23 protein-coding genes and 1 pseudogene are annotated in these 17906 nt (G+C 50.6%); 23 read left to right on the top strand and 1 reads right to left on the bottom strand.

What is annotated here, in order from left to right; genetic code table 11:
• Positions 1–194: 194 nt before the first annotated feature.
• The 13 genes and pseudogenes from B5F35_RS12480 to B5F35_RS12540 form a co-directional block, all read left to right on the top strand.
• Positions 195–323 (top strand): annotated as a pseudogene (locus B5F35_RS12480) (Maff2 family mobile element protein); the annotation flags it as partial.
• A 129-nt stretch (positions 324–452) separates the two neighbouring features.
• Entirely contained in the window at positions 453–1058 is a 606-nt protein-coding gene (gene relB / locus B5F35_RS12485; protein WP_087241449.1) for a type II toxin-antitoxin system RelB family anti-toxin, read from the top strand.
• 109 nt (positions 1059–1167) lie between these two features.
• Positions 1168–1860, top strand: coding sequence for a phosphatase PAP2 family protein (locus tag B5F35_RS12490; RefSeq protein WP_087241451.1), 693 nt, complete (start codon positions 1168–1170; stop codon positions 1858–1860).
• Positions 1861–2164: 304 nt separating this feature from the next.
• Positions 2165–2641 (top strand): pyridoxamine 5'-phosphate oxidase family protein, encoded by a 477-nt coding sequence (locus tag B5F35_RS12495; RefSeq protein ID WP_087241453.1) that lies wholly within the window; start codon positions 2165–2167, stop codon positions 2639–2641.
• Between the two features lie 393 nt (positions 2642–3034).
• A complete protein-coding gene (locus tag B5F35_RS12500; RefSeq protein ID WP_087241455.1) occupies positions 3035–3433 on the top strand; it encodes an IME relaxosome accessory protein in 399 nt (132 codons plus the stop codon).
• On the top strand, positions 3405–5072 hold the full coding sequence (locus tag B5F35_RS12505; RefSeq protein ID WP_009249723.1) for a relaxase/mobilization nuclease domain-containing protein: 1668 nt from the start codon (positions 3405–3407) through the stop codon (positions 5070–5072). Before B5F35_RS12500 ends, B5F35_RS12505 begins: the two co-directional genes overlap by 29 nt.
• Positions 5062–5448: an IME_Rho_tet family cysteine-rich VLP protein gene (locus B5F35_RS12510; protein ID WP_000998386.1), complete on the top strand. Its 387-nt coding sequence runs from the start codon at positions 5062–5064 to the stop codon at positions 5446–5448. Before B5F35_RS12505 ends, B5F35_RS12510 begins: the two co-directional genes overlap by 11 nt.
• 72 nt (positions 5449–5520) lie before the next feature.
• Positions 5521–6315, top strand: coding sequence for a replication initiator protein A (locus B5F35_RS12515; protein WP_001205019.1), 795 nt, complete (start codon positions 5521–5523; stop codon positions 6313–6315).
• Positions 6312–7151, top strand: a complete 840-nt coding sequence (locus B5F35_RS12520; protein WP_000200031.1) for an ATP-binding protein — start codon at positions 6312–6314, stop codon at positions 7149–7151. The genes B5F35_RS12515 and B5F35_RS12520 overlap by 4 nt, the downstream gene beginning before the upstream one ends.
• A 14-nt stretch (positions 7152–7165) precedes the next feature.
• Positions 7166–7354 (top strand): transposon-encoded TnpW family protein, encoded by a 189-nt coding sequence (locus B5F35_RS12525; protein ID WP_087241457.1) that lies wholly within the window; start codon positions 7166–7168, stop codon positions 7352–7354.
• A gap of 111 nt (positions 7355–7465) precedes the next feature.
• Positions 7466–9085 carry an IME_Rho_tet family element recombinase gene (locus tag B5F35_RS12530; protein ID WP_000945966.1) on the top strand — a complete coding sequence of 540 codons (1620 nt, stop codon included), beginning with the start codon at positions 7466–7468 and terminating at the stop codon, positions 9083–9085.
• A 260-nt stretch (positions 9086–9345) separates the two neighbouring features.
• A complete protein-coding gene (locus tag B5F35_RS12535) occupies positions 9346–9573 on the top strand; it encodes a helix-turn-helix domain-containing protein (protein WP_087241460.1) in 228 nt (75 codons plus the stop codon).
• A gap of 51 nt (positions 9574–9624) precedes the next feature.
• A complete protein-coding gene (locus tag B5F35_RS12540; protein ID WP_087241462.1) occupies positions 9625–10374 on the top strand; it encodes a class I SAM-dependent methyltransferase in 750 nt (249 codons plus the stop codon).
• A gap of 94 nt (positions 10375–10468) precedes the next feature.
• Here B5F35_RS12540 and B5F35_RS12545 read toward each other — a convergent pair whose 3' ends face one another.
• Entirely contained in the window at positions 10469–11281 is an 813-nt protein-coding gene (locus B5F35_RS12545) for a helix-turn-helix domain-containing protein (protein ID WP_087241464.1), read from the bottom strand.
• Between the two features lie 533 nt (positions 11282–11814).
• Between B5F35_RS12545 and B5F35_RS19030 the strand changes: the two genes are divergently transcribed.
• From B5F35_RS19030 to B5F35_RS12595, 10 genes are all read left to right on the top strand, one after another.
• Entirely contained in the window at positions 11815–12006 is a 192-nt protein-coding gene (locus B5F35_RS19030) for a hypothetical protein (RefSeq protein WP_172455309.1), read from the top strand.
• Positions 12007–12192, top strand: a complete 186-nt coding sequence (locus B5F35_RS19650; protein WP_442856473.1) for a hypothetical protein — start codon at positions 12007–12009, stop codon at positions 12190–12192.
• Positions 12193–12345, top strand: coding sequence for a DeoR family transcriptional regulator (locus B5F35_RS19655; RefSeq protein WP_442856477.1), 153 nt, complete (start codon positions 12193–12195; stop codon positions 12343–12345).
• Complete coding sequence (locus B5F35_RS12560; RefSeq protein ID WP_087241466.1) at positions 12342–12641, top strand: DUF3847 domain-containing protein; 300 nt, start codon at positions 12342–12344, stop codon at positions 12639–12641. The genes B5F35_RS19655 and B5F35_RS12560 overlap by 4 nt, the downstream gene beginning before the upstream one ends.
• The gene (locus B5F35_RS12565; protein ID WP_087241468.1) at positions 12638–12958 is read left to right on the top strand and encodes a transposon-transfer assisting family protein; all 321 of its coding nucleotides are present in this window, start codon (positions 12638–12640) and stop codon (positions 12956–12958) included. The genes B5F35_RS12560 and B5F35_RS12565 overlap by 4 nt, the downstream gene beginning before the upstream one ends.
• A gap of 347 nt (positions 12959–13305) precedes the next feature.
• The gene (relB, locus tag B5F35_RS12575) at positions 13306–13503 is read left to right on the top strand and encodes a type II toxin-antitoxin system RelB family anti-toxin (RefSeq protein ID WP_087241471.1); all 198 of its coding nucleotides are present in this window, start codon (positions 13306–13308) and stop codon (positions 13501–13503) included.
• 2 nt (positions 13504–13505) lie between these two features.
• Positions 13506–13922, top strand: coding sequence for a hypothetical protein (locus tag B5F35_RS12580; RefSeq protein WP_087241473.1), 417 nt, complete (start codon positions 13506–13508; stop codon positions 13920–13922).
• 113 nt (positions 13923–14035) lie between these two features.
• Positions 14036–15628, top strand: coding sequence for a MobQ family relaxase (gene mobQ / locus B5F35_RS12585; RefSeq protein WP_087241475.1), 1593 nt, complete (start codon positions 14036–14038; stop codon positions 15626–15628).
• 72 nt (positions 15629–15700) lie between these two features.
• Positions 15701–16345 carry a CHC2 zinc finger domain-containing protein gene (locus B5F35_RS12590; protein WP_193500438.1) on the top strand — a complete coding sequence of 215 codons (645 nt, stop codon included), beginning with the start codon at positions 15701–15703 and terminating at the stop codon, positions 16343–16345.
• 13 nt (positions 16346–16358) lie between these two features.
• Positions 16359–17657 (top strand): virulence-associated E family protein, encoded by a 1299-nt coding sequence (locus B5F35_RS12595; protein ID WP_087241479.1) that lies wholly within the window; start codon positions 16359–16361, stop codon positions 17655–17657.
• The last annotated feature ends 249 nt before the right edge of the window (positions 17658–17906 follow it).

Below are 17906 nucleotides of genomic sequence, written 5' to 3' on the forward strand. Positions count from 1 at the left end.
CGGACAAGTACGACCTGACGAAGCACCCGAACTATAAGTACACCGCCGACGCCGACAAGAAGTACCTCTTTGATATGGAACGGTACATGAAACGCAAACCGGCCATCGTAAAGCCGGATGAGCCTTTCGAGATGTACGAATTGACAGCAACGGATCTTCAATAACAATTCTACAAACGAAAGGAAATATGATTTATGGATTTTTTCACTAACGCTATCGACGTATTGCAGACTCTGGTGATCGCGCTGGGCGGCGGCCTGTGCGTGTGGGGCGGCATCAACCTTCTGGAAGGTTACGGCCAGGACAACCCTGCCAGTAATGCTCATGTGCCGTAAAGTAACACAATAATTTGATAGGCAACCGCCCCTATTCCGTAATTTGAAAGACCGGCTATAAAAAGTTGTATCCGTATGGTAAAATAAAAACAAAAAATATCAAGGTGGTAAACGTTTATGGAATTTCACGAAAAGCTGCAAGAACTTAGAAAACAAAAAAATCTAACACAAGAAGAACTTTCTGAAATACTGTTTGTTTCACGAACTGCCATTTCAAAATGGGAGTCAGGGCGTGGCTATCCAAGCATTGACTCCTTAAAAGCCATTGCAGAATTTTTCGGAGTAACAATAGATGAACTGTTATCCAATAGAGAACTGATTTGTATGGCAGAAAAAGATAGTCACCAAAAAACACAGCATATGCGTGATTTAGTATTTGGCTTGATTGATTGCTCTGTTGGGATGTTGTTTTTTATCCCTCTTTTTGGACAGCAAGGGGGCGAGATAATTCGTCAAGTGTCTTTGCTATCGTTACAGGAAACACCATTGTTCATAAAAGTTACATATTTTGCAATCATTTTATTAACAGTTGCTTGTGGTATTGCTACGTTAGCTTTGCAAAATTATTCCAGCATTATTTGGATAAAAACAAAGACTATCTTATCTATGACATTGACTATAATTAGCGTTGTTATCTTTATTGCAAGCCTTCAACCTTATGTAGCCTTTTTTACATTTGTTTTGTTGATTATCAAGGGCGCTTTGTTGCTAAAACGCCCATGACACGAAGCGTATCAATGATGTGACGGGCAAATTCTTTCGTTTTTTTCACTCCAAAGTTAAAGTGTGATTAGGCAAGAGCCAAATACATTAAAAACAAAGGAGCAAAAAAATGAAAGAAGAAAAGAAAAAAATCCAAAACAATTTTATTGTAGCTGCCGGACTGTTGGTTTTGTTCATTCTCTACACAGTGGCAATTATGTTTGTTGATGTGCAGCCAATCGGCCCACAGGGTTCATCTGTCGGGTTTGCGGAAGTCAATCAATATTTTCATACGCTGTTTGGTGTGAATATGCTGCTATATAGTATAACAGACTGGTTGAGTATTGCTGTACTGTTTATCATGTTCGGATTTGCAATGGTAGGTCTTGTGCAACTTATTAAAAGGAAAAGTCTGTTTCGTGTAGATAGCAGTATTTTGGTATTAGGCGGTTTTTATGTGCTTGTATTTTTGGCATATCTCTTTTTTGAGTTTTTTGTTGTAAATTACAGACCTGTTTTGATTGAGGGTGTTTTGGAAGCCTCTTATCCGTCCTCTACAACAATGCTTATGATGTGCATTATGCCTACGGCTATTATGCAATTTCACCACTTGATTTCAAGCAAAGGATTAAGAAACATCGTAAATATCCTTTGTGGTATCTATGCAAGTTCTATGGTCATTGGGCGGGTTTTATCTGGTGTGCATTGGTTTACTGATATTGTGGGTGGAATATTGCTTAGTGCAACACTTGTTATGTTGTACTATTCCACAAATCAGTTAGTAAATAGCAAAGCCAACCGGAGCAGTCAACGGTCAAGATGAACGGGCTTCGCCCGCCGTTGACAGCACCGCCCGGTTTCGCAGACGGGTAATCAAGGGGCGACAGACTAAAGTGCTGCCGCCCCTTAATAATGTTGATATGGAAAACAGAATTTGATTGAGAGCATTTTTAAGTTTCAGTTTGACCGTTGAGTATTGATTTTCGTATCGAAATATGATAGAATGAAGCCAGTTACAAACATGAATTGACCGAGCTCTTTAGAGCGAAAGATGCTTCTTGTCCTAAGGGCAAGAAGATGGAACAGAGAAAGAGGTTAACAACTTAGAATTTTCGGAGGTAATTTCAATGTTTAGATCAATTAGAAAAAAGAGAAATGAAATCAGCACAGACGAAGCGAAAGAACTGCTACGTTCTTCTCGACGTGGTATACTGGCAGTTAACGGTGATGATGGTTATCCCTATGCGATACCGATCAATTATCTATATGATGAAGATGCGCATAAGATTGTTTTTCATGGAGCCAAAGCAGGCTATAAGGTGGATTGTTTGAAAGTATGTGATAAGGTTTGCTTTACTGTATATGGTAATGAACGCATTCAGGAAGAATCGTGGGCACCATTTCTTCAAAGTACGGTTGTCTTTGGACGCTGCCACTTAGTCGAAAATCAGGAAGCCACAATGATGCTGATAAAGAAATTTGCGATGAAATATTATCCTGATGAAAAGCTGGTAGATGAAGCAGTGGCATCATCCGGAAGAGCCGTTCAGATGTTTGAAATTGAAATAGAGCATATGAGCGGAAAAGAAGTGCAGGAACGATGAATTCCAATTTGCCGAACTGAAATAAGCAAATACAACTGAATACCCGCCGCCGTCATAGCGGCACATACAAGCAGTAAATCTGAAAAAGGTTTGCTGCTTTTTTTGCGCCCATTTCTCCTAAAGTGTGCAGCGTTGAAAAAAGTTTGCCGTTCCGTTTGGCAAAATCGCAAGTTGTCCGTAGTAGGACATAACAGGAGAAATTGAGTAAAAAGTACGCCGAGCCGGAGCGTGCTTTTCTTAGAGCAAGATTCTACCGCAGTACCAAATTTCGCTGTTTGCTCATTTTGTCCTTGCGGGAATCTTGTTGGGGAGTGCCTTCCCCAAACCCTGCTTATGCGGCTTACGCCGCTTATCCCGCCGCAGCCATGCGGCAGCCGAAAGGAGGTTTTTATCATGCGAAAACGATACAACACGCCGCACCGCAGCCGGGTAGTCAAGACACGCATGACCGAGGAAGAATACACCGAGTTTGCGGAAAGGCTTTCTGCTTACCACATGAGCCAAGCCGAGTTTATCCGGCAAGCCATAACCGGGGCAGCCATACGCCCCATCATAACCGTTTCCCCCGTCAACGACGAGCTGCTTGCCGCTGTCGGGAAGCTCACAGCCGAGTACGGCAGGATTGGCGGCAATCTCAACCAGATTGCCCGCACCCTCAACGAGTGGCATAGCCCCTACCCGGCTATGGCAAAGGAATTGCGGGAAGCGGCCGCCGACCTTGCCGCCCTCAAGTATGAAGTCCTAAAGAAAGTAGGTGACGCCGTTGGCAACACTCAAGCATTTAGGCTCTAAGAACGCCGACTACGGAGCCGCCGAACAATACCTGCTCTTTGAGCATGACGAATTTACTATGAAGCCCGTCCTTGATGAAAACGGCAGGCTTATCCCCCGTGAGGATTATCGCTTGTCCACGCTGAACTGCGGCGGCGAGGATTTTGCCGTTGCGTGTATGCGCTCCAATCTCCGCTATGAGAAAAATCAGCGGCGGGAGGATGTGAAAAGCCACCACTATATCATCAGCTTTGACCCACGGGACGGGCCGGACAACGGCCTGACCGTAGACCGGGCGCAGGCGTTGGGGGAGCAATTCTGTAAAGAGCATTTCCCCGGCCATCAGGCCCTTGTCTGCACCCACCCGGACGGGCATAACCACAGCGGCAACATCCATGTGCATATCGTCATTAACAGCCTGCGGATAGAGGAAGTGCCGTTCCTGCCCTACATGGACAGGCCAGCGGACACGAAAGCCGGGTGCAAGCACCGCTGCACCGACGCAGCCCTACGCTACTTCAAGTCCGAGGTCATGGAGATGTGCCACCGGGAAGGACTTTACCAAATCGACCTCTTGAACGGCAGCAAGAACCGTGTCACAGACCGGGAATATTGGGCGCAGAAAAAGGGACAGGCCGCACTGGACAAGCAGAACGCCCCCATGATTGCAGGCGGTATCACGCCCCGGCAGACCAAGTTTGAAACGAACAAGGAGAAGCTGCGGCAGACCCTACGGAAAGCCCTTGCCACCGCTGCCAGCTTTGACGAGTTTTCCTCTCTGCTGTTGCGGGAGGGTGTGACCGTCAAGGAGAGCCGGGGGCGGCTGTCCTACCTCACGCCAGACAGGACGAAGCCTATCACCGCCCGGAAGCTGGGCGGCGACTTTGACCGCACCGCCGTCCTTGCCGTTTTGGAGCAGAACGCCCAGAGGGGCGTAACGGTTCGCTACACCCCGCAGCACCAAGCCGCCAGAGCCGCCGAACAGACCGCAGCCATACCCGAATACCTACACGCCGGGAAAGGCCGCTTACAGGGCGAAAAGACAGGGAAAATCGACCCCAGACAGGACAGTGTGCAGCGGCTTGTGGACATTGAGCAGAAGATGGCCGAGGGCAAGGGCAAAGGCTATGAACGATGGGCGAAGATACACAATCTGAAACAGGCCGCCAAGACCCTGACCATCTACCAACAGTACGGCTTTTCTTCCCCGGAACAGCTTGAAGCCGCCGTTGCTACCGCCTATCAGGAAATGCGCCAGACCAGCGGCGAACTGAAAGCACTGGAAACGAAGCTGCAAGGGAAAAGGGAGTTGCGGCAACAGGTACTTGCCTATGCCAAGACCAAGCCCATCCGCGAGGGGCTGAAAGCGCAGAAATCCGAGAAAGCCCGCGCCGCATACCGCCAGGCAAACGAGAGCGATTTTATCATAGCCGAAGCCGCCGCCCGGTATTTCAAGGCACAGGGGCTTACCAAGCTGCCCGGCCGAAAAGCGTTGCAGGCCGAGATCGAGCAGCTTATCTCCGAGAAAGACGGCCTGTACAACACCTATCACGAACAGAAGCAGCGGTTCAGGGAGTTGCAGACCGTCAAGCGGAACATCGACCAGATTTTGCGCCGGGAAGAGCCGCACCGCAGAAAGGAGCAGAGCCATGAACGATAAGCCGTCCCGCATGGACTACCGCCAGCACCAGGCAGCCCGCCGCCTTGTGCATGAGTGCTGTAACTACGACGAGGGGAACTGCCTGCTGTTAGACGACGGGGAGCCTTGCGTGTGCGTCCAGAGCATTTCCTATTCCCTCATGTGCCGCTGGTTCCGTGTGGCTGTCCTGCCCCTTGACGGGGAGCTGGCCGCAGCCCTCTTGTACCGGGGGAGCCGGAAACGCTGCGCGGTCTGCGGGGCGGCCTTTGTCCCCAAATCCAACCGGGGGAAATACTGCCCCGGCTGCGCCGGGTGCATGAAGAAACGCAAAGCCGCCGAGAGAAAGCGGAAACAAAGGCAGAAATGTCACGCTTTAGAGCCTTTCAAACCCGCATAAATCAAGGCTTTTTTCGTGGGTGTCAAAGGGTATGCGATACATTTATCCTTTCCCCCCGGAAATGCCGTCCTAATGCGTGACAAAGCCCAAAAACGACACAACACAGAGGGAGGTGATACTATCGCTGATTATATCAGGGCAGACACCACGCTGCCCGCCTATCTTCCATACCCCCGTTTCCTGCTGAAAATGGAGATTTCACAGACCGCCAAGCTGCTGTATGCGCTTTTATTAGACCGCTCCACCCTGTCACAGAAGAACGGCTGGCAGGACGGCGAGGGCAGGATATTCATTGTCTACCCCGTTGCGGAGATAGCGGAAATGCTGGACAAGGGTTGTACCGCCATCAAGGGAGCCTTGAAAGAACTGGACGCAGCCGGGCTTTTAGAACGGGAACGGCGGGGCTTCTCCGCACCCAATCGGCTTTATGTGAAAGTGCCGCCTGTCCCAGTGGTACGGTTTTCCGACCAACTGATGGCCGGAAAAGCGACCCTCATACAGTCGGAAAAGCGACCTTATGACGGTCGGAAAACCGACCCTATGATGGTCGGAAAACCGACCCCTAACAAAACTAATATAAACAACTTAATAGAGAACCAAACAATGAGAGCGAGTGGGGAGCCGCCCACAGCTTATGGCCGATATGAGAATATTTTTCTGTCAAAGGACGAATATGACGAGTTACAGGCAGAATACCCGGACAGGCTGGAACGGCTGATTGAGGAAATGAGCCATTACCTTGCCGCCAGCGGGAAAGCCTACCAGAATTATGCCGCCGCCTTGCACAGATGGGCGGCCAATGACAAAAAGGGAGCCGTAAAACAGGGCATCCCCGACTATACCTGTATGGAGGGAGAAAGCTTATGACAAGTGAAATCAAAGATATTTTGGAGAACATGACAACCGCCGCCCCGGAGATGGAGGACTATATCGGCGAGGACGGACTGCTTTACTGCGGAAAGTGCCATACGCCGAAAGAAGCCTACTTCCCGGAGGGTAAGGAGCTGTTTGGCCGTGACCGCCACCCGGCAGAGTGCGACTGCCAGAGAGCCGCCCGTGAGCAGCGGCAGGCCGCCGAGGAACACCGCCGCCATGTGGAAGCCGTGGAAAATCTGAAACAGAGGGCTTTTGCCGACTCAGCCATGCAGCAATGGACATTCGAGAACGACAACGGCAGAAACCCGCAGACCGGGATTGCCCGGCGGTATGCGGAGCATTGGGAAGAAATGCAGGCCGAAAACATCGGCTGCCTGTTCTGGGGGAACGTCGGCAACGGGAAAAGCTACCTTGCGGGCTGTATCGCAAACGCCCTCATGGAGAAAGAAGTCCCCGTATATATGACGAACTTCGCCGTTATCCTGGGCGACCTCTCTCCCGGCTTTACAGGCCGGAATGAGTATATTTCCCGCCTTTGCCGCTATCCGCTGCTTATCATTGACGACTTCGGCATGGAGCGTGGCACCGACTATGGACTGGAACAGGTATTCCATGTGATTGATACCCGATACCGCAGCAACAAGCCGCTGATCGCCACCACCAACCGCCCGCTGGACGAGTTGAAAAAGCCGACAGACACGGCCCATTCCCGGATTTATGACCGACTGCTGTCCATGTGCGTCCCGATACGCTTTACTGGCGTCAACTTCCGGCAGGAAACCGCAAAGCGGAAAATGGAAACCATGAAGAAACTGCTGGCTGAATGAAAGGAGTATTGCCTATGGAGAATATCAAGCAGCACGACCACCGTACCACCCGCCGCCCCGACTGCGTGACGGAAATCCGCATGGGGAATACCGTTCTTGTCGTGTCCGGCTTTTTCAAGAAAGACACCACCAGCACCGCCGCCGACAAGATGGCGAGGGTACTGGAAGCGGAAGCCGCTGCTACACAAAAACCGGCAATTTGACAAACCATAAAGAAGCAGATTTTACACTTTTGCCGCTATACAGCCCCCGCTATTCCGTGGTACAATAAAGCTACGGAATAGTGGGGCTGGCTGTCGGAAACGGAGGATTTTATGTTAAGACAAGCCACCCAAAACCTCATTACCGCCCTTTATCCGAGATTGTCCCATGAGGACGAATTGCAAGGCGAGAGCAATTCCATTTCCAACCAGAAACGGATTTTGGAAGCCTACGCCAAGCAGAACGGCTTTACCAATCTGCGCTGGTACACCGACGACGGCTACTCAGGTGCGAACTTCCAGCGGCCCGGATTTCAAGCCATGCTTGCAGACATTGAAGCCGGGAAAGTCGGCACCGTCATAGTCAAGGACATGAGCAGGCTGGGGCGTAATTACTTGCAGGTGGGATTTTACACGGAAATGCTGTTCCCTCAAAAGGGCGTGCGTTTTATCGCTGTCAATGACAACGTGGACAGCGCAAACGGCGGCATGGACAATGATTTTACCCCTCTGCGGAACTTATTTAACGAATGGCTGGTGAGAGATACGAGCAAGAAAATCAAGGCAGTAAAGAAAGCAAAAGGCATGAGCGGCAAGCCTGTAACCAGCAAGCCAGTCTATGGCTATCTCATGGACAAGGACGAGAACTATATCGTTGACGAGGAAGCCGCCCCGGTTGTCCGGCAGATTTACCAGCTTTGCCTTGCGGGAAATGGCCCGACCAAGATTGCCCGTATGCTGACGGAGCAGCAAATCCCCACGCCGGGGACGCTGGAATACCGCAGGACGGGCAGCACCCGACGCTACCACCCCGGCTATGAGTGCAAGTGGGCGACAAACACCGTCGTCCATCTGCTGGAAAACCGGGAGTACACTGGCTGTCTGGTAAACTTCAAGACGGAGAAGCCCTCTTACAAGGTCAAGCACAGCGTTGAGAACCCCATCGAGAAGCAGGCTATCTTCCCAAATCACCATGAGCCGATTATCGACACGGAAACATGGGAGCGTGTGCAGGAGTTACGCAAGCAGCGAAAACGCCCGAACCGCTATGATGAAGTGGGGCTGTTCTCTGGTATGCTGTTCTGCGCCGACTGCGGCCATGTGCTGTATCAGCAGCGGTATCAGAACAAGAACCGCAAGCAGGACTGTTATATCTGCGGCAGCTACAAGAAGCGTACCCGTGACTGTACGGCACACTTTATCCGCACCGACCTTTTGACGGCGGGCGTGCTTTCCAATCTCCGGCAAGTGACGGAATACGCCGCCAGGCATGAGAGCCGCTTTGTAAAGCTGCTCATCCAGCAGAACGAAATCGGCGGCAAGAGAAAGACCGCCGCAGCCACGAAGCAGCTTGAACAGGCCCAGACACGCATTGCCGAAGTGAACCGCATTATCAAGCGGCTGTATGAGGACAATGTAAGCGGCAAAATCAGCGACGAGCGTTTCATGGAGCTGTCGGCGGACTATGAGCAGGAGCAGCGGGAACTGAAAGACCGGGCTGCCGCTTTGCAGGAGGAACTTTCCAAGTCGCAGGCCGCCACCGTCAACGCCGAGAAATTCATGGGGATTGTGAGAAAGCACCTTGCTTTTGAAGAATTGACCCCCACCCTCTTGCGGGAAATGATTGAGAAAATCGTCGTGCATGAGTGCAGCTATGACGAGAACGGCACCCGCAGGCAGGACATTGAGATTTATTACAGCTTTGTCGGCAAGATAGACTTGCCGGAAGCCTAACGCCTGACCTATCCGACACAGCCCTAAGTGCCGGATAGGAACGGCAAAATTTTTTACACTTCTATTACTTCTTTATCGCACATTAGCAAAATCCCAGGGCATCAAGCAGCTTATGGCTAAGTAGATGTAATCAAGAGAAGAAAGGAAAAGCACAATCCAGACGGAACCGGCGATTGTGTCAAGAAATATTTGTGGAATAGCAAGAACTTTGATATAATGGGAACAGGAACCCCGGAACCGGGAGAAAGGCAGGAGGATAAATGCACATAAGCTATAAACCCCTCTGGCACACGCTGGTTGAGCGCAATATGAGGAAAGAGGACTTGCGGATTGCCGCCGGTCTTACCACAAATATGATTGCCAACATGGGTAAGGGCAAAAATATCAGCATGGAAACGCTGGTTCGTATTTGCGAAGCCCTGAATTGTGGCATTTTGGATGTAATAGAATTGGAGAAGGAAGACCATTCTGTTGATAAAGCAGAGTGATAAATTTGAACGTGGAGTATTTACAAAAATGCACCAAGGGGAGAAGAATACATGGCAAAACAAAATATTTATGATAATGATAGCTTTTTTGAAAATTTCAAGAATCTTCGCAACAACAAGATTAATTTCAATGATTGCATAGAAACCCCGATTCTACTTGCGATGATTCCAGAAGTAGATGGAAAAAGGGTACTGGACATAGGTTGTGGCATGGGACAACACGCAAAGCAGTATTCTGATATGGGGGCTGAATCTGTATTGGGTATTGATATTTCTGAGAAAATGCTTGAGTATGCAAAGGAACATTTCCATGCAAAAAATATTACTTACCGACAAATGGCATTGGAAGATATATGTCAAATTGATGAGCAGTTCGATTTGATTACAAGTTCCTTAGCATTTGATTATGCCGAAGATTTAGACAAACTAATGAAAAATATATATGGTCTATTAAAATATGGTGCCCATTTTGTATTTAGTATGTCTCATCCAATGGCAACCGCATGGGATGGTCAATATGATAGATATACCCGGACAGAATCGGGCGAAAGACTTTATGCGAATATCAGCAACTATATGGTTGAGGGAAAAAGGACAGTCAAATGGGTTGTCGAGGACTATGAAGTTTATCATCGAACATTTTCCAGTATTGTTAATACTATAGTAAATGCTGGATTTTTGATTGAAGAATGCGAGGAATCTCATGTATCCGATGAAATGAGAAAGCAGTATCCAGCCCAGTTTGGTGGAACACTTCACCGACCAGATTTTATATTTTTTAGATGTAAAAAACAATCGTAAAATGATGAATCCAGATTGAAATACTGAAGTAAAAATTCAATTCATTACACAAAGCTGCCGTTGCAGGAACACTCATTCCCACAACGGCAGTTTTTCATTTTCTCTTGCGCCGGAAGTTGAAGGGACTGTTCTTGATGTTCGGAGATTTTGACAGTATCCTTTTCAATATCTTCTGTTCATCCGGCGGCAGCTTGTAAAAGTCAATGCCGAGCATATTGAAAATGACCGCCCACACTTTTCCGAGATAATCCCCGGAAGATTGAATAGCCTTTCGGATTTCCAGAGCCATCTTCTTTGCAAGGGAATAATCCGGCGTGCTGTCAATGTCATGCTCATGGGCTTTCCGTATGTCATGGAGAATGGCGTCCCATGTTTTGTGCGTCACATGACAGAAGAAATCTTCTTCCTTTACCTCTGCGGCAAGGATGGTCTTTGAATAGAAATCATTTTCCGCCTGCTTGTATTTCTGGATGATGGTCTGCCGCTGTTCTTCCAAAGACTCATAAAGGGTGCGGAAGGTGGAGGTTGCATGGCCGTCTATGTAAATCTCCGTGTCGGTCAAAAGCTGCTCAAATTTATCGTTGGTAGCAATCTCACACAGGAGCCGGTTGTTGATACGGCCACTCTTTAGAAGCGCCACCATTTCATCATTCAGGTGCAGTTCCATCAGGGGCGTGTTTATCTGCTCCCGGTTTTCTGTCCGGCAGAACAGATAATCAAGAGATACCTCATAAAAGTCGGCCAGCGTGATAAGGTTGCCGTGGTTGATTTCCTTATTGTCGTTGGCTTCATAGCTGGCAAGGGCTGATTTTGAAATGCCGGTTTGCTGCGCCAGTTCTTTCAGATTTAAGCCTTTATCTTTGCGTAACTCCCAAAGGCGTTCCTGTATGGTAGTTACCCTCAGCATAGGGCGCTCACTCCTTTCCGACGGCTGTTTTCCTGCCGCTAACTGGATTATACCATACTTTCCATAATCGTGGAAATTTCCGTTTTTCGCCCCGAAATCCTACTTTGTGGATATACGGCACAGGGAACAAAAATGGTCTATGATACAGGTAGTTCATCGATGGATTATTCCAATCGAATGACCGGCCTGTATGGGATATGCTCCCCGGCGATGTAGCGCAACGACTTGCGGAAGGGAAATGGAGGAACCCTGACCGCAACGAGCGTACCAAAGGGAGCAAAACGCCGTTGTGAGAGCCAGGGGCAGGAACGACATCAGGGAGAACCGGCGAAAATGAACACCGAATTGATACTGAAACACAACAATCCGATAGGGCGTAGTCTGCACTATCCGTAATACTTCGGGGGATTTCCGGGCGGTTCTATGGCCGCTTTTTCCCCGAAAATCGCCCCGAAACACGACACTAAAATCTGCTATCCGTCTATTGCGGCTGTTACGGCTGAAATGGGCGGATTTTTGTTTAAGGAGGCACCATGCCGAGAATGCCGAAAAAGAGGAAGCTGGAACTATCCTTCTTCCTCAATGAACGGGGGCGGGTAACGTACAACGACCTCTGCCGGAAATGCCAGCGCACTTGCAAGCAGAGTTTCCGGGCGGTCATTGTGGACTGCCCCCATTATCTTTCCAAACGCTCAAAACGAAAAGTAAAGGAGGACACCGATTGAATGGAAGTTGAATTTATGACCGCAGACACCGCCCTGCCGCCCTGTATGCCGCTGCCAAGAGCCATGCTGCGGCTCCCGATCAGCAGCACCGCCAAGGTCATGTACGCCCGGATGTTGGATATTGTTTTCCTGTCCGGCATAGAGGACGCCAACGGGATTTTATTTATCCATTTCCCCATCGTGTAACTGGCGGCGGCACTTGCCCGCAGCACCATGACCGTGAAGCGTTCCCTGAATGAATTGGAGGACGCCGGACTAATACTGCGAGTGCGTCAGGGCTTCGGGGAACCCAACAAAATATATGTACTCATTCCCAAGAAGGAGGACAGCCGCCTATGAATGAAAAGCTGGAAAAACTCAATCAGGAGATAGAGAAAACGGAAAAGAAGCTGCGGAGGGCGCAGCATGAAGAAAAGATATTGGAACACCAGATAAAGACGCTGACACGGAAGGAACGGACGCACCGGCTTTGCACCAGAGCCGCCATGCTGGAAAGCTACCTTCCCCACCCGGAAGCCATCACGGATGAACAGGTCAGCGTATTTTTGAAGCTGCTGTTCCACAAAGACAGCACCCGCCAGCTTATGGAAAAAGTATTCGCCGGAAACGGCACAGAGAAGGAGGGCGCAGAATGAAGATGAATTTTTCTAAAGACGAGTTGGCTATGGTCTATCAGTACGCCGCCGGTACGAAGGAAGAAACCCTTGCGGGACTGAAAGAAATCGTTCCGGTTATCCGTGACCGGCAGACAAGGGAGATTGTGGAGAGTACCATCCGAAAGCTGGACGCCATCCCGGAGCCGGAGTGCCGCCGCTTTATCGCTGATACAAAGCAGCGGTTTATCCAGAAGCGGGACCATTCCATCCGGCGCAGGCTTGCCGAAGCCAAGGCACAGGCGAGGACGGAAAAGCCACATCCCAAGAGAAAAGAGCCAGACCGGGAACGGTCATAATCGCTTCCAGAGCCGCAGCCCGTGGACTGCCCCTCTGAAAGAGGGCGCAACTATACACCGGTCAAGCCGGTGCGTTGCGTCCTGCCGGAAGCCCCTTGCAGGGAGCAGATGATTTCCGCAGATTTTCAATCTGTTCCAATCATCACAGGGGGAGCTACACTTCCCCTGCGCTGGCTGCCGCCAGCTACCCCTTTGTGGACTTGCCGCCTGGGAACACCTTGCGCTGCAAGCTGTTCCCGTCCGACAAGTTTTTTACAAAAGGATATGGAAAGTAGACTTGACATTTTTCTCAAATGTGCTATACTAAAGATACGGAAAGTAGACTTTCCATAAGAAAGGAGGCTCGCATGAAAAATCGACTGGAAGAACTCCGCAAACAACGAGGAATCAAGCAAGAAGAATTGGCAAGCGCCTTGGAAGTATCACGACAAACAATTGGCTCTTTAGAAAATGGACGCTACAATCCGTCTATTCAGTTGGCGTTCAAAATTGCTCGATACTTCAATATGACGATTGAGGAGATTTTTATTTACGAGGAGGATTGATTATGAAAAAAGGGTTATTGATTTTAATGGTAGTTGCCGGAATGATTGTTTTGCTGGGAGGATTGCTAATATACGGTTTGGGAATAAATGAGATCGTTCCTGTGCCGCGTCCTGACTTGATCGTAGTAGGCACATCTCTCATTGGAATTTCACTAATTGTATCTGGTGCGTGCGATTTGCTTGGCAAGAAAACCAAGGAAATGCAAATAGAAGAAAATGATGAGAGAAATATCGCACTCGGCAATGCCGCAATGGCAAGTGGCTTCAAAGTAATGAATGTCACGATTTCTGTTTCCCTCGTTGCTTTGATTTTTACTGGATATATGACAGTAGTTCCTTGTTTCACTATTATTGGAGCCTTTGCGATTGGTCAACTTGCCTTTATTGTGCGACTCTGGTATTTGCACAAAACCATGTAAATGTATTTTGAAATATCCGCCGCCCATCAGCGGCACCACCGAGCAGGAAATCAGAAACGGTTTCCTGCTTTTTCTATGCCCGGACGCCGGGAGAAAGGAGGTCACAATCCGTCATGCCACCATGCCCGCACTTTGACCTGAAAATCGTCCAGCGCAGCAAGCGCCAGTCTGCTGTCGCTGCCGCCGCCTACCAGAGCGGGGAACGGCTGTTTTCCGAATACGACCAGAAACAGAAATACTATTCCCATAAAAGCGAAATCGTCCACACCGAAATCATGCTGCCGCCCCACGCCCCGCCGGAGTACGCAGACCGCAATACCTTGTGGAACGCCGCCGAAGCCATAGAAAAACAATGGAACTCCCAGCTTGCCCGGAGATTAGTGCTTGCCATACCGAGGGATATTCCCCCGGCGCAGCAAGCCGACCTTATCCGGGACTTCTGCCGGGAGTTTTTTGTTTCCAAAGGCATGATTGCCGACTTTGCCATCCATGACAAGGGGGACGGCAACCCCCACGCCCATATCCTCTTTACCATGCGGGGGATGGACGAACAGGGCAGGTGGCTCCCCAAGAGCCGGAAGGTGTACGACCTTAACGAGAACGGCGAGCGTATCCGGCTCCCGTCCGGGAACTGGAAAAGCCACAAAGAGGACACCGTGGACTGGAACGACCAGAAGTACGGGGAGATATGGCGGCAGGCGTGGCAGGACACGGCGAACCGCTATCTGGAAGCCATCGGCAGCCCGGAGCGCCTTGACCTTCGTTCCTATGCCCGACAGGGAATTGATAAAATCCCCACCGTCCACATGGGGCCAGCGGTCAGCCAGTTGGAGAAGAAAGGCATACAGACCAACATCGGCAACCTGAACCGGGACATCAAAGCCGCCAATTCCCTCATGCAGTCTATCCGACAGATGGTACGCAGCTTAAGGGGCTGGCTGTCCGGCCTGAAAGAGAAAAAGGCGGCGCTGCTGGAAGCGCTGGAACAGGCCAAGGAGCCGACCATCCCCGAACTGCTTTCCCGGTATCTGGATATGCGGAGCGGGGAACGCACCGGCTGGACTTCCAAGGGGAAGCTGAAAGGCACTGTTGGCGATTTCAACAAGGTCATGGAAGCCCTTGACTTCCTGCGGCAGAAAGAGATTTCCACCGTGGAGAGCCTTGACGCCTATCTGGATAAGGTCAGCGGGGAGATACTTTCCGCCAAGACCGACATTAAAAAATCGGAACGCCGGATAAAGGCCATTGATACCACGCTTTCCCATCTTGCCAACCACGGAGCCTACAAAGAGGTTTACAAAAAGTACGCTTCCATCGGCTGGAAAACCCGGAAGGAGAAATTTGCCGCCGAACACCGGGAAGAACTGGACGCCTACCTTGCCGCCAAGCGTTTTTTCAAAGCCCATCAGGAGGAACTGCCCTTTGATACGAAAGAATTGAAGAAGGAACGGGAGCAGCTTTCCGGGGAACTGTCGGAAAAGAATGAGGGCTTGCAGGCGGTTCAGGAGGACATGAAGCTGCTGCGGGATGTGCGCTACTGGATAAACCATGTGCTGCCGCCCGACCAGCGCCGGGTTGTGCCGGAGCCGGGAAAGAAGCCGTCCATCAACGAACAATTAAGCTGGAAGATTGAGGGCGCCAAACAGCGGGAAGAACAGAAACGCCAGCAGCCCCGCCGCCAGCAAAAACAGGATATGGAACTTTAAACCAATCAGGCGCTTGCCATTTTCCCCGTGAGAATGACAGGCGCTTTTCTTATTTTCAGGAGGATTTGCCTATTGAACGTATTTGAAGCCGTGAAACAGTCTATTACCACCCGGCAGGCCGCCGAGCATTACGGCGTCCGGGTGGGAAGAACCGGGATGTGCGTCTGCCCCTTCCATGACGATAAAAACCCCAGCATGAAGGTTGACCGGCGCTTCCACTGTTTTGGCTGTCAGGCAGACGGGGATGTGATTGACTTTGTTTCCCGTCTGGAAAACGTCAGCCCCAAGGAAGCCGCCCTCATGCTGGCACAGGACTTTTCCATCCCCTATGAGGATAAGGAGCCACCCGGCAGGAGCCGCCGCCCCCATCCCCGGCAGGAAACCCCGGAACAGCAATTTAAGCGCATGGAGCGATATTGCTTCCGGGTACTGTCTGACTATCACAATCTGCTGCGCCGCTGGAAGCGGGACTATGCCCCCAAGACGCCGGACGAGGAATGGCACCCGCTTTTCGTGGAAGCCTTGCAGAAACAATCCCATGTGGAATATCTGCTGGATGTGCTGCTGTTCTCCGATATGAGGGAACGGGCTGCCCTGATTGCCAGCTACGGAAAGGAAGTGAGGAACCTTGAGCGGAGAATGGCAGACCTTGCCGCCCGAACTGCGGCAGGCCGTGACGGACACCATCGAAGCCGCACCCCCGCCCCGGAGCGTTGAGGAAGTGAAAGCCATGCTGGAGGGCACCGAGAAAGGCGGCGTCCGCAACAGTATTCACAACTGCCTGACGGTATTCCAGTATGACCCCGAACTTTCCGGGGCGGTGGCGAAAAATCTCCTGACCGAGCGCATTGACCTTCTAAAGCCCATCGGCAGGAAACGCAGAACCGGCAGCAAGGCCATGACCGACACGGATATGAAATATATCCGCCTGTATCTGGAAAAGACCTACGGCCTGACAAGCGAGAAAAAGATAGCGGACGCCGCCGACCTTGCGGCAGACGCCAACAGCTACCATCCCATCCGGGACTACCTGAACGGCCTTGTCTGGGACGGGAAAGAGCGTGTCCGCTATTGCCTGCGACACTTTCTGGGAACCGACACGGACAACTACACCTTCCAATCGCTGCGGCTGTTCCTGCTGGGAGCCATCCACCGGGCGTTTTGCCCCGGCTGTAAATTTGAGGTCATGCTTTGTCTGGTGGGCGGTCAGGGAGCCGGGAAGTCCACCTTCTTCCGGCTGCTGGCGGTAAAAGACGAGTGGTTTTCCGATGATTTGCGGAAGCTAGATGATGATAACGTGTACCGCAAGCTACAAGGCCACTGGATTATTGAAATGTCGGAGATGATTGCCACCGCCAACGCCAAGAGCATAGAGGAAATTAAGTCGTTTTTAAGCCGCCAGAAGGAGGTCTATAAAATCCCCTACGAAACCCACCCGGAGGACAGGCTGCGCCAGTGCGTGTTCGGCGGGACTTCCAACGCCCTGGACTTCCTGCCCCTTGACCGTTCCGGGAACCGGCGCTTCCTGCCGATCATGGTCTACCCCGAACGGGCCGAGGTACACATTTTGGACGATGAAGCCGCTTCCAGAGCCTATATCGAACAGGTATGGGCGGAAGCCATGACAACCTACAAAAGCGGCGATTTTAAGCTGTCTTTTACCCCCGAAATGATACAGTATCTCAAAGAACACCAGCGGGATTTTATGCCGGAGGACACCAAGGCCGGGATGATACAGGCATACCTTGACCGCTACACCGGCAGCGCCGTATGCTCCAAGCAGCTTTTCAAGGAAGCCTTAAACCACCCCTTTGACGAGCCGAAACAATGGGAAATCCGAGAAGTCAACGACATTATGAACCACGGTATCACGGGATGGAAGTATTTCTCCAATCCCCGGATATTTGAAGGATACGGCAGACAAAAGGGCTGGGAACGGGAAACCCCGGCAACGGGCGCTGACAACGGGCGTGAAAAAACGCCGGACGGATTTGTGGAAGTCACAGAGCAGATGGAGCTTCCCTTCTGAAAAATCCGGGGAAATGACAGCCGGTTGCCGACCCCGTTGCTATCCCGTTGCCGAGCCGGTTGCCGGGAAAAAGCCCGTAACTGCGGGCTTTTCTCCCCTCTGACAACCAAAGCAACAGAAAAATAAAAGAAAAAGTAATAAATAACCCAACCGCCAGACAGAGATTGTTTTCGAGGTTTTTTGAAGCCCGTTGCCGGACTTCGTTGCCGACCCTCTCCTGTCTGGCTTATTTCATTTATGGAGGTAACT

This window comes from Anaeromassilibacillus sp. An200, assembly GCF_002160025.1.
Taxonomy (GTDB): Bacteria; Bacillota; Clostridia; order Oscillospirales; family Acutalibacteraceae; genus Caccousia; species Caccousia stercoris.

Coding starts and splice junctions, on each gene's coding strand:
- relB (WP_087241449.1), top strand. CDS start 453: ATGGAATTTCACGAAAAGCTGCAAGAACTTAGAAAACAAAAAAATCTA.
- B5F35_RS12490 (WP_087241451.1), top strand. CDS start 1,168: ATGAAAGAAGAAAAGAAAAAAATCCAAAACAATTTTATTGTAGCTGCC.
- B5F35_RS12495 (WP_087241453.1), top strand. CDS start 2,165: ATGTTTAGATCAATTAGAAAAAAGAGAAATGAAATCAGCACAGACGAA.
- B5F35_RS12500 (WP_087241455.1), top strand. CDS start 3,035: ATGCGAAAACGATACAACACGCCGCACCGCAGCCGGGTAGTCAAGACA.
- B5F35_RS12510 (WP_000998386.1), top strand. CDS start 5,062: ATGAACGATAAGCCGTCCCGCATGGACTACCGCCAGCACCAGGCAGCC.
- B5F35_RS12515 (WP_001205019.1), top strand. CDS start 5,521: ATGCGTGACAAAGCCCAAAAACGACACAACACAGAGGGAGGTGATACT.
- B5F35_RS12520 (WP_000200031.1), top strand. CDS start 6,312: ATGACAAGTGAAATCAAAGATATTTTGGAGAACATGACAACCGCCGCC.
- B5F35_RS12525 (WP_087241457.1), top strand. CDS start 7,166: ATGGAGAATATCAAGCAGCACGACCACCGTACCACCCGCCGCCCCGAC.
- B5F35_RS12530 (WP_000945966.1), top strand. CDS start 7,466: ATGTTAAGACAAGCCACCCAAAACCTCATTACCGCCCTTTATCCGAGA.
- B5F35_RS12535 (WP_087241460.1), top strand. CDS start 9,346: ATGCACATAAGCTATAAACCCCTCTGGCACACGCTGGTTGAGCGCAAT.
- B5F35_RS12540 (WP_087241462.1), top strand. CDS start 9,625: ATGGCAAAACAAAATATTTATGATAATGATAGCTTTTTTGAAAATTTC.
- B5F35_RS12545 (WP_087241464.1), bottom strand. CDS start 11,281: ATGCTGAGGGTAACTACCATACAGGAACGCCTTTGGGAGTTACGCAAA.
- B5F35_RS19030 (WP_172455309.1), top strand. CDS start 11,815: ATGCCGAGAATGCCGAAAAAGAGGAAGCTGGAACTATCCTTCTTCCTC.
- B5F35_RS19650 (WP_442856473.1), top strand. CDS start 12,007: ATGGAAGTTGAATTTATGACCGCAGACACCGCCCTGCCGCCCTGTATG.
- B5F35_RS12560 (WP_087241466.1), top strand. CDS start 12,342: ATGAATGAAAAGCTGGAAAAACTCAATCAGGAGATAGAGAAAACGGAA.
- B5F35_RS12565 (WP_087241468.1), top strand. CDS start 12,638: ATGAAGATGAATTTTTCTAAAGACGAGTTGGCTATGGTCTATCAGTAC.
- relB (WP_087241471.1), top strand. CDS start 13,306: ATGAAAAATCGACTGGAAGAACTCCGCAAACAACGAGGAATCAAGCAA.
- B5F35_RS12580 (WP_087241473.1), top strand. CDS start 13,506: ATGAAAAAAGGGTTATTGATTTTAATGGTAGTTGCCGGAATGATTGTT.
- mobQ (WP_087241475.1), top strand. CDS start 14,036: ATGCCACCATGCCCGCACTTTGACCTGAAAATCGTCCAGCGCAGCAAG.
- B5F35_RS12595 (WP_087241479.1), top strand. CDS start 16,359: ATGCTGGAGGGCACCGAGAAAGGCGGCGTCCGCAACAGTATTCACAAC.